This window comes from Flavobacterium sp. UM26 (assembly GCF_057922445.1).
In genome coordinates this window covers 378,988-392,710 of sequence record NZ_JBVHCY010000002.1, presented here as the reverse complement: position 1 = coordinate 392,710, position 13,723 = coordinate 378,988, and the positions used below count along the sequence as shown (strand labels likewise).

The following is a 13,723-nucleotide window of genomic DNA, read 5'->3' as shown; positions in this document are numbered from 1 at the left end:
TACTGTGGTTTTACAAAGTTTTGCGCAACACTTTTTTCAATATTCTATGCTAAATTACCATTTACGAAAACGTTATATGTTAAAAAAGGTAAAATTGTATCAATTTTTAATAGCTTTGTTTGTAACCAATTCTTAATCATATGAAAAAAATTGAAGCTGCATTAGAAGTTATATCTCCCTCTTATGGTAGTTCGTTTACCATAGCTAAGTATGATGAGAAAACCAATAGTAAATCTCATTTATGGCACTATCATCCAGAAATTGAATTGGTTTATGTTCAGGGAGGAACTGGGAAAAGACAAATTGGAAGTCATCTTTCTTATTTTACAGATGGTGATCTTATATTAATAGGTAGTAACTTGCCGCATTGTGGTTTTACCAATGCGCAAACTGGTAATAAATCAGAAACGGTTATTCAAATGAAACCTGATTTTGTTGGAAACGAATTTTTTAATATTCCAGAAATGGCAGCAGTGAAGAATTTGTTACAGCAAGCCAAAGCTGGAATAGCTTTTTTAGGAGAAGCCAAAGCTAAGATTGGAGCTAAAATTGAAATTATGCACCAATTGGATCCTTTTGATAGATTGATTGCGCTTTGGGAAGTGCTAAAAGATATGAGTGAGTCTAACGAAAGTATTATCTTGAATGCTGTTGGTTTTTCTTTAGAACTGCAAGTTCAAGACAATGATAGGATTAATGTAGTCTTTAATTATGTAAAAGATCATTTTCAAGAACCCATTGCTTTAGAAGAAGTAGCTGATTTAGTAAGCATGACGATTCCTTCCTTTTGTAGGTACTTCAAGAAAATTACCAATAAAACTTTTACCACTTTTGTAAACGAATATCGAATTGTTCACGCATCCAAACTTTTGGCCGAAAAGCCAATGAGTATAAATGAGGTGTGTTTTGAAAGTGGATTTAATAATTTTAGTCATTTCAATAAATCGTTTAAAGCTTATACAGGTAAAAGTGCTTCTCAATATCGTAACGAATTGAAAACAATTTTAAAGTAAGTTGTCATATTTTACCGAAATTTAAATCTTTAAGTTTTGTAAATTGCATGAAATATGTTTTACAAAATGAAAAAGTTGAAATCCATAATTTATGTGTGTTTGTTTTTTTGCAGCACATTTCTTTTTGCGGCCAAAGTTGATACACTACAAGTGACAAGTGTAGCAATGAATAAAACCTATAAAGCTGCGGTTGTACTTCCTAATTCTTATGCGAAAAGCAAAATAGCTTATCCAGTTTTGTATTTGCTACATGGCGCCTATGGTCATTTTAATGATTGGTTGAGTAAAACCCCAAATAAAGAAACAGTTAAAAATCTAGCTGATCAATACGATATGATTATTGTAATGCCAGAAGGTGAAACTTTTAGTTTTTATATTGACAGTCCAGTTAATTCGGGTAGTCAATTTGAGACGTTTATCACTAAGGAAGTGATAGGTGCTGTAGATAAAACATATAGGACAATTGCTGATAAACGAGCTCGAGCAATTACAGGTTTATCAATGGGAGGGCATGGTGCTCTCTATTTGTCGGCCAAACATCCCGATTTGTTTTGTGCGGCAGGTAGTATGAGTGGTGCTGTTGATATGAGTGTTATGCTTAACAGAGAATCATCTGCTCAAGTGATAGAATTAATGAAGCCAGTTTTTGGGGAGCAAAGCGCAAACCCAGAGATGTATGTAAAATATGCTGTATTAAGAATGCTTGATATTATCAAAGAAAATAAATTACCTTTAATTATTGATTGTGGTGTAGATGATTTTTTAATTGAACCCAATAGAGAATTGCATCGAAGATTGGTGTATAACAAAGTGGCACATGATTATACAGAAAGGCCAGGTGCACACACTTGGGAATATTGGGAAAATGCATTGCCTTTTCATATTTTATTTTTTAATAAAATAATTTCTAGAAAATAGCCGTTTTGGTATGTTTTAAAATTTTGGTTCGATTTTTGAACAGCGTATTATATAACTTAAAAATTAAAAAATTATGAAACGAATAATTACAATATTTGCTATTATAGGATTAGTAGCATTTTCTGGTTGTACAACGAATGATGACAATGTGGATTCAGATACTATTGCCGAAGTGTTTGAGTTGAAAAATGTAAATTTTGATTTTAACGCTACAGATGGTTATAATATTTATAGAACCTTAAATCCTCAAATTTTTCCTTCTGATGTTATTTTGATTTACAGAATGATTGGTACAATAGATGCTTCAACACCGGTTTGGCAACAAATTCCAAGAACAGTGTTTACATCTCAAGGCGAATTGGATTATGATTTTGATTTTAGTAAAAATGATTTTACAATTTACGCAGGAGGGAATTATAATTTGGCTTTAACACCACAATTTTTAAATAATCAAACTTTTAGAATTGTGATTGTACCAGGTTATTTCTCAAAAACGCTAGATACTAATAATTATCTGTCGGTAATGAAAGCCTTAAATATAAAAGAAAGTCAAGTGCAACAAATAAGATTGTAGATGATTTGTCAAGAGAAAAAAAAAGCTGTGAAATTTTAATTCACAGCTTTTTTTTTATTATTCGATAATATCTTCTTCTTTGCTAAGTCTTAAAGAAACAAGTACTCCAGTAAGTAAGGAAAGAGCAATAAAACCTAAAGAAGCCCACTCAGGAACTTCAATATAATCATGAAGTAGCATTTTTAAGCCTACAAAGCTCAAAATAGCGATTAAACTATATTCTAAATAGCTAAATTTCGCAAGCATATTTGCTAAGAAGAAATACATCGAACGTAAACCTAGTATGGCAAAAATATTAGAGCTAAATACTAAAAAAGGGTCTGAGGTTATTGCTAAAATAGCTGGAACACTATCAACAGCAAATAAAACATCCATTACTTCAATAACAATTAAAGCGACAAAAAGAGGAGTAGCGTGCTTCTTGTCTTTGATTTTAATAAAAAAATGTTCTTTGTCAGTATGTGAAGTTAAGGGCATGATTTTGCCAAGAGTTTTGTATATAAAAGATTCTTTAGGTTCAAATTCGTCATCTTCACCTGCAAAAAACATTTTTATAGCTGTAAAAAGCAAGAAGGCTCCAAATAAATAAGTAGTCCAAGCAAATTTATTAATGATTAATACGCCAAAGAAAATCATTAGTCCTCTAAAAACAATAGCACCTAAAATTCCCCAAAAAAGGACACGATGTTGGTATTTTTGTGGGATTTTGAAAGCTGAAAAAATTATTGCAATAACAAAAATATTATCGACACTTAATGATAATTCTATTAAGTAACCAGTAATAAATTTCATGGAGGCTACGGTAGGTTTTAATGCAGTGGGATTTTCAACATACCCATAAGTATAAAGCCAATAGATTACTCCTGAAAAAAGCATCGACAAAGTGAACCAAATTAAAGTCCATTTGCTGGCTTCTTTAGTGTTAATTATATGAGGTGTTTTATTGAAAACACCTAAATCTAGAGCTAAAATCCCCATGATAAAAACCAAAAAGAGAGTCCAAATCAACATAGTAGTTTGTTTTTAGTGAGATGCAAAGATAGTTTTTGAAATTTGACTTGAAAAGGTATATAAAAAATAAATACATTTTTTTGAATCATTCATTTTGTTTGCTCAAATGTTCTTTTAATCAGTGGCTAAATATTGGTGATGTAAGTTGTAACTTTTTACTTTTTTATTCATAAAAAAAGTGCTAACCATGATAGTTAGCACTTTTTGTATAAGTATTGAGAAATTACAATGCAGATTTAACTGTTTTAATAATTCTTGCAGCAATTTTGTATGGGTCACCATTCGATGCTGGTCTTCTGTCTTCTAACCAACCTTTCCAACCTTTTTGTACAGTCATTAAAGGAATACGGATTGAACAACCTCTATCTGATACTCCGTAAGAGAAATCATGGATAGATGCAGTTTCGTGTTTACCAGTCAAACGTTGATCGTTATAAGCTCCATAAACAGCGATGTGTTCAGCAGTTACTGGACGGAAAGCTTCACATATTTTTTCGTATACTTCTTTAGAACCACATGTTCTAAGTACACTATTTGAGAAGTTAGCATGCATTCCAGAACCATTCCAGTCAGTATCTCCTAGAGGTTTTGGGTGGTACTCAATGTAGTAACCGTATTTTTCAGTTAAACGATCTAATAAGTAACGTGCTACCCAAATTTCGTCTCCGGCCTTCTTAGCACCTTTAGCGAATAATTGGAATTCCCATTGTCCACAAGCTACTTCTTGGTTTATTCCTTCAAAGTTAATTCCTGCAGCAATACAAAGGTCAGCGTGTTCTTCAACTAATTTTCTTCCGTGTGTGTTTTTTCCTCCAACAGAGCAGTAGTACATACCTTGTGGAGCAGGGTATCCTCCAACAGGGAATCCAAGTGGAAGTTGTGTTTTGGTATCCATTATAAAGTATTCTTGCTCGAATCCAAACCAGAAGTCGTCATCTTCATCATCAATAGTAGCTCTTCCGTTAGAAGGGTGAGGTGTACCATCAGCATACATAACTTCAGACATTACTAACCAACCGTTGATACGAGTTGGGTCAGGGTAAATAGCAACAGGTACTAAAAGACAATCAGAAGATCCTCCTTCAGCTTGTTTTGTAGAGGAGCCATCGAAAGACCAGTTGCCTAATTCTTCTAAAGTTCCTTTGAAATTTTCATGCTCTTCAACTTTTGTTTTACTTCTTAAATTTTGTGTTGGTTCGTATCCGTCTAACCAGATATACTCTAATTTAATTTTAGCCATAACTATATGAATTTGTATTATTTTTTTTCTGGGTCAAATATATATTTATTTTTTTTACTACTAAAAAATAGGGGGTAATAATTATGCTTTTGTTGATGGATTTTAATTAAGTGTAATTTTGAAGGGGGTATATTTAAAAAAAAATAATTTTTTACCTGCTAAAAACACAAATTCATAATATTCGTCTTTTTTTGATTAGCTATTCGAGGTTGTTATTGATGAAAAAGTGTTTTTTATATAAAATAACTGATTTTTTTGTTATATTTTTGTAAAAAAGTTGTTTTTGTATTGAAAGTTGTTTGTTTTTATGAAAATTTTTTGTTTTGAACTTGGCGTTTTTTGATAGTGTTAATTTTACTTTTTTTAAATTTTATTTGAATTATCCGTATCATTTTTTTTCAATGTGCTTATGGAATTGATTTTTTTTATTCTGTTGCTTTTTTGTCCAATTATTAAATTTTAATGTTCGACTCTAAAAGTGTAATTACTTATATTTGTTACAATAAAAAAATAATGTACTAACAACTAAAAATCATTACTATGTCTACAATACGTTTTCAAGCTTTAAGAGAAGCATCGAATAGAAAGCCGGTAAAATTTGAGGAATCAGATAGGAAGTCATCTCTTTTTGGTTCGAATGTTTTTAATGATAAAGCCATGAAGCAATATTTGACTTCAGATGCTTACAAAGCAGTAAAAGGTGCCATTTTGCATGGAACCAAAATTGATAGAAAAATTGCAGATTACATAGCAATGGGAATGAAAGAGTGGGCCTTGTCTAAAGGAGTTACTCATTACACACATTGGTTTCAACCATTAACGGGTACTACAGCGGAGAAGCATGATGCTTTTTTTGAAACTTCTTATGATGGAAGTGATCCCGTAGAAAAATTTGGTGGAGCACAATTGGTACAGCAAGAGCCAGATGCATCAAGTTTTCCAAATGGAGGGATAAGAAATACGTTTGAGGCAAGAGGTTATACTGCTTGGGATCCAACATCTCCAGCTTTTATTTATGGTACAACTTTGTGTATACCAACCATTTTTATTTCGTATACTGGCGAAGCGTTAGATAATAAAATTCCATTATTAAGAGCTTTATCAGCTATGGATGAAGCTGCGACTGAAGTGTGTAAGTATTTTGATAAAAATGTAAAGAAAGTAACGGCAACTTTAGGTTGGGAGCAAGAATATTTCTTAATCGATAAATCTTTGGCAAATTCTCGTCCCGACTTGATGATGACAGGTAGAACTTTATTAGGGCATACTTCAGCAAAAGGGCAACAGTTGGATGATCATTATTTTGGTTCTATTCCATCACGAGCTTTAACTTTTATGAGAGATCTTGAGCAAGAGTGCATGTTGCTTGGGATTCCTGTTAAAACACGTCATAATGAGGTTGCTCCAAACCAATTTGAGTTAGCGCCAATTTTTGAAGAAACGAACCTAGCGGTTGACCACAATTGTTTATTGATGGATGTGATGGGAAAAGTGGCTGAACGACATGATTTCAAAGTTTTACTTCACGAAAAACCATTCAAAGGTGTTAATGGTTCTGGTAAACACAATAACTGGTCATTGGCTACAGATACTGGAGTGAACTTGTTAAGCCCAAGTAAAACGCCGATGAGTAACTTGCAATTTTTGACTTTCTTTGTAAATACAATCAAAGCTGTTAATGATTATGAAGAACTATTAAGAGCTTCGATCGCTACCGCAAGTAATGATCATAGGTTAGGAGCCAATGAGGCACCACCAGCAATTATTTCTGTTTTTATTGGAGAACAATTAACAAAAGTGTTAGCTGAATTGGAAGGTGTAACGGCTGGAAAATTATCTCCAGAAGAAAAAACAGATTTAAAATTGAACGTAGTTGGTAAAATTCCAGACGTACTTTTAGATAATACAGATAGAAATAGAACTTCTCCATTTGCCTTTACAGGAAATAAATTTGAGTTTAGAGCCGTAGGTTCTTCTGCAAACTGTTCTAATGCAATGACTACGTTGAATGCTATTGTGGCAAAACAGTTGAGAGATTTTAAAGTAGAAGTTGATGCTTTAATTGAATCTAAAGGCATGAAAAAAGATGATGCTATTTTCAATGTGATAAGAGAGTACATCAAACAATCTAAAAAGATTCTTTTTGAAGGAGATGGCTACAGTGAAGCATGGGCTAATGAAGCAGCAAAAAGAGGATTGAGTAATTTCAAAACGACACCTGAGGCACTAAAAGCTAGAGCATCTAAAAAAGCTTTAGATTTATTTTCAGAGTTAGGTATTATGAATCATGTAGAGGTTGAAGCTCGCTATGAAATTGAATTAGAAGAGTATACAAAGAAAATTCAGATAGAGGGACGTGTTTTAGGGGATATTTCTAAGAATCACGTAATTCCGACAGCAATTCGTTACCAAAATACTTTGATAGAAAATGTAAAAGGATTAAAAGATATTTTTGGATCAGAATACGAAAATATAGCAAAAGAACAAATCATTTTGATTAAACAAATCTCAGGTCACATCGAAGGAATCAATTCAAAAGTTGCTTTGATGACTAACGAAAGAAAAGTTGCTAACAGCCTAACGAGTGCACAAGAAATGGCTGAGGCATACTGTAATAAAGTAAAACCTTATTTTGAGGAAATTCGTAACCACTGTGATAAACTTGAGTTACTTGTTGATAATGAATTATGGACTTTAACCAAATACAGAGAATTATTATTTATTAAGTAATAAATATTGAAAGTTACATCTAAAGGGAACCTAATTATGGTTCCCTTTTTTTTTTGTAAAACAGCAAAGATTTTTTTTATAATATTTTACCTACGTGTTTTTTTCTTGAAATTGTAGTTGGTCGGACAAGATTTACATTTCATCGAAAAGTTTGTTAAATGCTTAAAATACAGTATTTTACTTTTTTGAAGTATATTAAAACCATTCTATCTTTGGCTTTGTAAATAAACAAAATTTATTTGTTTAACAATTAATAATGTTTATTTCTAAAAAGTAAATGCCCTAATTACTTTTAAAAACCTACATAAGAAATTGTATTAATAACCAATTAAATATATTTATTATGAAAAAAGTAGTTTTAAGCATCTTCGGATTGCTAGCAATGAGTTTAAGTTATGGTCAGAACACAAGTACCGTTTCTCAGACAGGTAATAGTGATACCGCAGCTGTCACACAAACTGGAAAAAATAAATCCACGATTAGTCAAAAGACTACAGGTAGTGTTACAACAGCCTTAAACAACGATGCTGAAGTTTTACAAACATCAGACGTAGCTGGTATGAAGAATACATCAGACATTAAACAAAATGGAGATGGTAATAAGGCTAAGGTAGTTCAAAATGGTAATGGCAATGAAGCTAAAATTAATCAAGGAGTTGGATTTGCTGAAAATAACTTTGCATATGCTAACCAAAAAGGTGACGGTAATAGCTCTACTCAAAAGCAAAGATATGACAACAATTATGCAACTGTTAAACAAAATGGTAACGGAAATACTGCTAAACAAGAACAATATTCTAGCAATAATGGTTCAGCATCAGCTGCAGTAGCATCAGCTGGTTCAAACAAAAATAAAGCTGAGATTTTTCAAGGGATCAATCCTTCAACGTTCTTAGCAACTGGTAATTTAGCTGATCAAATGCAAGATGGAGTTGGAAACGCTGGGTTTATTTCTCAAAGTAATACAGATAACAAAGCTTACCAAGTTCAATTGGGTGATTCAAATACAGCAACTATTTGGCAAGATCAAATTGTAGGAGGTAATGCAATTCTTGGGAATGATTGGGCGAAACAAACCCAAACAGGCAATGGTAATAAAGCTACTATTGACCAAGGATCTACTGGTAATCAACATCCAAGCGATGTATTGGGAGGAGATATTCCTTCATCTTTTGTAGGTGTTAGTCCAGTTGGTGGTCACCCAGTGTTGGATCACGGATTTAATGTAGCAGAGCAAACTCAAGACGGTAACAGTAATACTGCTTATGTTTCACAAGGAGGTTACAAAAACAAATCTGAGCAAGTTCAAATTGGTGATGGAAATAAATCGTATGGCTTTCAATATGGTGATTTTAACATTTTGAAATCTACACAAGAAGGTAATGGTAATAAAGAGTATGTATTACAAGTAGGAAATTCAAATAAATCTACTTTGTTTCAATCAGGAAACAACCACGTAAGTACTGTTTTACAAAATGGTAATTCAAATACTAGTTCGGTTACACAAAACTAAAAAAAAAATAGAACTAATAAAGAGAGTTGGTAAATCCAACTCTCTTTTTATAAAATTTGAAAATGAAAGCAAAAGTAAATTCGATACAATGCTGTTTTTTAATGCTACTTATTTTGGGTGTTAGCCACGTGTTATTTTCCCAGTCTAAAGAAGATGAATTATTCATGACTTCCAGTCAGAAGAATAAGTCTTTGTTTTTAAAATCTCAAGAAGAAACAAGTTTTAAAGCAAAGAATGTAGATAATCAAGTAGCAATTATTCAGATTGGGAGTTTTAATGATGCTACAATTATTAAAAATGCAGAAGTTTCCTCAATTACAAATGTTATCCAAGATGGAAGAAATAATTTTATTTACTCATATAAAGATGCAAAAACCATAAATATGTTTGTTGAGCAAAATGGGAGTAATAATGTTATTATTGATTTTGGCAAAAATAAAAATAGTGATACTAATCAAAGATTTTTTCAGAAAGGATCTAACTTAAACATTTTGAGTACAGGTCTTAATTCAATTTCAAAGGACATGACAATTCAACAAATTGGTTCATCTAGAACTGTTTCAGTAATTAGCCTCAACTAATTTGTTTTTTTAGAATTAAAATAATCAATTCATCATGAATAGATATTTAATTATAAAGTTCATTACTCTTTGTTGCTTTTCTTCTGGATTAGCACAAAATGCTGATGATTTAACTATAAAGCCTAAAATTGAAATTAAAGTTGTAGAAAACATACTTATGGTAGAGCCTACTCTTGAAAACTTTGAGGGGTTCAATAAAAGTTTTTCTTATAAGTTAACCGTATTCAAAACTAATAATGTTTCGAAAAACAACAATAATACCAATCAAGAAGGTAGAGTAATATTAAAAGGAAACCAAAAAATTAACCTTTCCAAGGTGCAAGTTAACTTCAATGATGATGATGATATTATTATTTTATTATTGATATACGATGATAATTTAAAGTTAGTTGGGAAGGATAGAGTCGTATTTCAAAAACAAATGACTCAAAAGCAAGAAAATAAACAAGTGCCAGATGGTATATTGCCCATAGCAATAGTATCTAACGATACAAAAACGAAGTTTGGAGCTGAATTTTACGAGTTTTTCTTTAATGCCTATAACAATTTAAAAATACGTACTTCAAAAATTGTCAAAATACAAGAAGAGCTATCATTTGGGAGAACCAGTAGGATAATTGTTAGTGTAGATGACAACTCTATTGCGGAGTTTATTACTCAGCCAGATGAAGATTTTTTGAAAGAGATGGCCAGTTATGTGGCTGATGAGGTTCTAACGTATTTTAAAAATCTAATAAAGCAAGAGAAATTTATAACACAATATTAATTTATTATTATGAGATTATTTATTAGCTGTTTTTTCTTTTTAACCTATAATGCAATGTTTTGTCAAGATTTGGTTTACAAACCAATTAATCCAGCTTTTGGTGGGGACACATTTAATTATCAATGGTTATTAAGTTCAGCAGAAGCTCAGAATAAATTAAAAGAAAGAGATCCTAATAGTAAAACGTTAACAGAGCTTGAACGATTTAAAGAAAATCTAAACAGTCAAATTCTTAGTAGAATTAGCAGCTTAGCTTTAAACCTTCAATTTGGTAATGATGGACTAAAACCTGGTTCTTATGTGTTCGGAAATTTAGCAGTTGATGTGACTACAACTTTAGAAGGATTGTCAGTTAAAATATTAAATACATCAACAGGAGAGCAAACTATAGTTTTAATACCAAAGAGCTAGACAATGAAGCACCTCAAATTTACCTATTTTGTTATTTTATTAATATTATCAAGCTGTAAAGCATACCTAGATCAGCCAGTTGGTATTCAAAATGCTAATTTTGGTGAAAATACTGCAGCAACCATAAATCTTAAGAATTTGCCTCCACCAAAAGAACCGATAGTAGTTGGAGTGTATAAATTTAAAGATCAAACAGGACAGTACAAACCTACCGAAAACGGAAGTTCCTTTAGTACCGCAGTAACGCAGGGTGCTACTTCTATATTGATAAATGCTCTTGAAGATTCTAAATGGTTTACACCAATTGAAAGAGAAAACCTTGGAAACCTTTTAAATGAACGTAATATTATTAGATCTACTAGAGAAGAGTTTAATCCTAATTCTAAACAAACCCTTACCCCACTTCTTTTTGCAGGGGTACTTTTAGAGGGAGGAATCATTTCTTATGATTCAAATATTCTCACTGGCGGATTTGGTGCTAGATACTTTGGCACTGGCGGATCTGTTCGATACAAGCAAGATCGTGTTACAGTCTACTTGAGATTAGTTTCTACTTCTAATGGGAAAATCTTAAACACGGTATATATTTCAAAAACAATTTTATCCCAATCCGTAGATGCTAATTTATTCAAATATGTAAATATCAAAAGATTATTAGAGGTTGAAACAGGATTTACCAGAAATGAGCCCATGCAATTGGCCGTTACAGAGGCCATAGAAAAAGCAGTAGAGACAATTGTAATTGAAGGGTTGAAAGATAAATTATGGGAATCCAAAGCTCCTAAAAAAGTAGTTGATGACCTTATTTCAAATTTTGAGAATCAAAAAACAATTGCTGATGAAGAATTACTTTACGCTAAAGAAAGAAATAGAAAAAGAGGAAGATTTGGTATTGAAGCTGCTGGAGGAGTTAGCTTAATGGATGGAGATTATGCAAATCCAGTAGTTAAACCTTACGGTAGAGGAGCCATGAAATTTTATTTTACCCCTCATTTAAGTGTTAGTGCTTCAACCAATGTATTCAGACTTGGTAACAAAGATAAGCTTGATGTTGGCTATGCTACTCTTGATGCAAACTTAGAATTTTTAGTACTTCCCTATAATTTTGTTAGCCCTTATCTTTATATAGGAACAGGAACAGGTTTTAACTCAAAATTAGAAAACGTACATGCTAAAACTCAATTTGGAGGCGGATTAGAATATCTACTCACAAATAATTTTGGAGTTAAAATTTTTGGAGAATACAATATAACTTTTACGGATAATCTTGATTATATAAAGAATGGTATTAGAGATGATTTTTATTGGCGTTTTGGTTTAGGGATTACTTATTATTTTCCAAAGAAACTAAAATTTAACAAATAGTAATTATCGTTTAAGTTGTTTTTAATCTTTGAAAATTATAGTCTATGAAATATGTTAAATTCTTAACCGTATTTTTTGTAATAATTCTTTTGTCTTGTAATGAGGAACAAATTGAAGATACAGGTTTTGGAACCATTAAAGGTCGAGTTGTCGATAAAGTTAATTTTGAACCTATAGAAAATGCTAAGATTACCACTAGTCCTACTACTAGTACAATTTTTACAGATGAAGAGGGTTACTTTACAATTGTTGATGTGCCAACAGGGGAGTATTCTGTACAAGCTCAAAAAGATGGCTTTTTGGCTAAATTTGAACCTATAAATGTTGTTATAAATACTACAGGTCAAGTTGTTTTTGAATTAGAAACCTCTACAACTAATAATAAGCCTCCAACTGTTCCTGTTTTATCTTCTCCTATAGATAATGCATCCAATCAATCTATAAACTTAAATTTAACTTGGAGTGCCACCGATATAGATAAAGATCCTTTGACTTACTCGGTTACTTTAAAAAATGCTGCTACTGATGCTACAATAACTTATACTGATTTGAAAACAGCAAGCTTAGACTTATCTAATTTAAGTTATAATACTAAATATTTTTGGCAAGTTTCTGTTTCTGATGGTATTAATTCACCAGTGAATAGTGTGATTTTTTCATTTACAACACTCCCATTTCCAGATGGTAGATATTTATTTGTTAAGAAAATTAATTCAAATAATGTGATTTTTACTGCCAATGATTTAGGAGGTCAACTACAAATTTCTTCCTCAAATAGCAATTGTTATCGCCCAAGAAGAAATAATAATTCGGGAAAAATTGCTTATATAAGTTCTGATGGTTCTCAAAATCATATATACACCATGAATACCGACGGGTCATCAATTAAGAAAATAACAAATACTGTTCCTATAGCAGGTTTTAATATGGAACATGTAGGCTATAGCTGGAATACAACTGGAAGTCAATTGATTTATCCAAATTTTGATAAACTTTATAAGATTAATGCTGATGGAACTGGCTTATCTCAAATTTACCAAACACCAAATGGCAAATTTATTTCAGAATGTGTTTGGAGTAATGATGGCAGTTCTATTGTTTTAAAAGTAAATAATAATATTGGTTATGATGTCGAAGTTTACGTTATATCTATTTCTGGGACTTTTCAGTACACCGTTTCCACTGGAATGAGTGGTGCATACAGCGGATTAGATATTAGTTTTGATAAAAGTAGTATTGTTTATTCGCGAGATGTAAGCGGGTTTCAAAATCTTGAGTACAGATCTTTGGATTCTAGAATGTTTATATTTAACACAATAACCAAAACAACCCAAGAAATTGCGTCTAAAAAGCTTTCTGGTTTTAACGATTTAGATGTGAGATTCTCACCTAATCAAGCTGAAGTTATTTTTGTGAATACTTCAAATGATGGAATCTCTTCAAAAAACATACAGAAAGTTAATTTGTCTGATTCGGATTCAAGGACAACCTTATTTTCAGGTGCATCTATGCCTGATTGGAAATAAATACCACTTCATTTTTTAGTTTTGTTTTTAAAACCGATATGATTTTAGAATCTATCGGTTTTTTTATGTCGCAAC

At 31.7% G+C, this 13,723-nt stretch carries 12 protein-coding genes; 10 read left to right on the top strand and 2 right to left on the bottom strand.

The window, feature by feature from the left end; translation table 11 throughout:
- Positions 1–140: 140 nt before the first annotated feature.
- The 3 genes from ACZ1AQ_RS04080 to ACZ1AQ_RS04070 all read left to right on the top strand — a co-directional run bounded on the left by ACZ1AQ_RS04080 (position 141) and on the right by ACZ1AQ_RS04070 (position 2,505).
- Complete coding sequence (locus ACZ1AQ_RS04080) at positions 141–1,013, top strand: AraC family transcriptional regulator (RefSeq protein ID WP_489631672.1); 873 nt, start codon at positions 141–143, stop codon at positions 1,011–1,013.
- A 66-nt stretch (positions 1,014–1,079) separates the two neighbouring features.
- On the top strand, positions 1,080–1,931 hold the full coding sequence (locus ACZ1AQ_RS04075) for an alpha/beta hydrolase (protein WP_489631671.1): 852 nt from the start codon (positions 1,080–1,082) through the stop codon (positions 1,929–1,931).
- A 73-nt stretch (positions 1,932–2,004) separates the two neighbouring features.
- The gene (locus ACZ1AQ_RS04070) at positions 2,005–2,505 is read left to right on the top strand and encodes a hypothetical protein (RefSeq protein WP_489631670.1); all 501 of its coding nucleotides are present in this window, start codon (positions 2,005–2,007) and stop codon (positions 2,503–2,505) included.
- Between the two features lie 57 nt (positions 2,506–2,562).
- On the opposite strand, the gene ACZ1AQ_RS04065 is transcribed toward ACZ1AQ_RS04070, so the two are convergent.
- Both ACZ1AQ_RS04065 and ACZ1AQ_RS04060 read right to left on the bottom strand, forming a co-directional pair.
- Positions 2,563–3,516: a TerC family protein gene (locus tag ACZ1AQ_RS04065; RefSeq protein ID WP_489631669.1), complete on the bottom strand. Its 954-nt coding sequence runs from the start codon at positions 3,514–3,516 to the stop codon at positions 2,563–2,565.
- Between the two features lie 223 nt (positions 3,517–3,739).
- Positions 3,740–4,756, bottom strand: coding sequence for a glutamine synthetase beta-grasp domain-containing protein (locus ACZ1AQ_RS04060; protein ID WP_489631668.1), 1,017 nt, complete (start codon positions 4,754–4,756; stop codon positions 3,740–3,742).
- A 540-nt stretch (positions 4,757–5,296) separates the two neighbouring features.
- On the opposite strand from ACZ1AQ_RS04060, the gene ACZ1AQ_RS04055 reads away from it, so the two are divergent.
- The 7 genes from ACZ1AQ_RS04055 (at position 5,297) to ACZ1AQ_RS04025 (ending at position 13,648) form a co-directional block, all read left to right on the top strand.
- Positions 5,297–7,486 (top strand): glutamine synthetase III family protein, encoded by a 2,190-nt coding sequence (locus ACZ1AQ_RS04055; RefSeq protein WP_489631667.1) that lies wholly within the window; start codon positions 5,297–5,299, stop codon positions 7,484–7,486.
- 343 nt (positions 7,487–7,829) lie between these two features.
- Positions 7,830–8,999 (top strand): hypothetical protein, encoded by a 1,170-nt coding sequence (locus ACZ1AQ_RS04050; RefSeq protein WP_489631666.1) that lies wholly within the window; start codon positions 7,830–7,832, stop codon positions 8,997–8,999.
- A 62-nt stretch (positions 9,000–9,061) separates the two neighbouring features.
- Positions 9,062–9,580 (top strand): hypothetical protein, encoded by a 519-nt coding sequence (locus ACZ1AQ_RS04045; RefSeq protein ID WP_489631665.1) that lies wholly within the window; start codon positions 9,062–9,064, stop codon positions 9,578–9,580.
- 34 nt (positions 9,581–9,614) lie between these two features.
- Positions 9,615–10,346: a CsgE family curli-type amyloid fiber assembly protein gene (locus ACZ1AQ_RS04040; protein ID WP_489631663.1), complete on the top strand. Its 732-nt coding sequence runs from the start codon at positions 9,615–9,617 to the stop codon at positions 10,344–10,346.
- A 9-nt stretch (positions 10,347–10,355) separates the two neighbouring features.
- On the top strand, positions 10,356–10,757 hold the full coding sequence (locus ACZ1AQ_RS04035; RefSeq protein ID WP_489631662.1) for a curli production assembly/transport component CsgF: 402 nt from the start codon (positions 10,356–10,358) through the stop codon (positions 10,755–10,757).
- A gap of 3 nt (positions 10,758–10,760) precedes the next feature.
- Entirely contained in the window at positions 10,761–12,122 is a 1,362-nt protein-coding gene (locus ACZ1AQ_RS04030; protein ID WP_489631661.1) for a CsgG/HfaB family protein, read from the top strand.
- Positions 12,123–12,166: 44 nt separating this feature from the next.
- Positions 12,167–13,648, top strand: coding sequence for a carboxypeptidase regulatory-like domain-containing protein (locus tag ACZ1AQ_RS04025; RefSeq protein WP_489631660.1), 1,482 nt, complete (start codon positions 12,167–12,169; stop codon positions 13,646–13,648).
- Positions 13,649–13,723: the final 75 nt, after the last annotated feature.

What these genes read in the sequence shown, in the direction of transcription:
- ACZ1AQ_RS04080 (WP_489631672.1), top strand. Translation starts at nt 141, where the DNA reads ATGAAAAAAATTGAAGCTGCATTAGAAGTTATATCTCCCTCTTATGGT.
- ACZ1AQ_RS04055 (WP_489631667.1), top strand. Translation starts at nt 5,297, where the DNA reads ATGTCTACAATACGTTTTCAAGCTTTAAGAGAAGCATCGAATAGAAAG.
- ACZ1AQ_RS04030 (WP_489631661.1), top strand. Translation starts at nt 10,761, where the DNA reads ATGAAGCACCTCAAATTTACCTATTTTGTTATTTTATTAATATTATCA.
- ACZ1AQ_RS04045 (WP_489631665.1), top strand. Translation starts at nt 9,062, where the DNA reads ATGAAAGCAAAAGTAAATTCGATACAATGCTGTTTTTTAATGCTACTT.
- ACZ1AQ_RS04060 (WP_489631668.1), bottom strand. Translation starts at nt 4,756, where the DNA reads ATGGCTAAAATTAAATTAGAGTATATCTGGTTAGACGGATACGAACCA.
- ACZ1AQ_RS04075 (WP_489631671.1), top strand. Translation starts at nt 1,080, where the DNA reads ATGAAAAAGTTGAAATCCATAATTTATGTGTGTTTGTTTTTTTGCAGC.
- ACZ1AQ_RS04035 (WP_489631662.1), top strand. Translation starts at nt 10,356, where the DNA reads ATGAGATTATTTATTAGCTGTTTTTTCTTTTTAACCTATAATGCAATG.
- ACZ1AQ_RS04025 (WP_489631660.1), top strand. Translation starts at nt 12,167, where the DNA reads ATGAAATATGTTAAATTCTTAACCGTATTTTTTGTAATAATTCTTTTG.
- ACZ1AQ_RS04040 (WP_489631663.1), top strand. Translation starts at nt 9,615, where the DNA reads ATGAATAGATATTTAATTATAAAGTTCATTACTCTTTGTTGCTTTTCT.
- ACZ1AQ_RS04070 (WP_489631670.1), top strand. Translation starts at nt 2,005, where the DNA reads ATGAAACGAATAATTACAATATTTGCTATTATAGGATTAGTAGCATTT.
- ACZ1AQ_RS04065 (WP_489631669.1), bottom strand. Translation starts at nt 3,516, where the DNA reads ATGTTGATTTGGACTCTCTTTTTGGTTTTTATCATGGGGATTTTAGCT.
- ACZ1AQ_RS04050 (WP_489631666.1), top strand. Translation starts at nt 7,830, where the DNA reads ATGAAAAAAGTAGTTTTAAGCATCTTCGGATTGCTAGCAATGAGTTTA.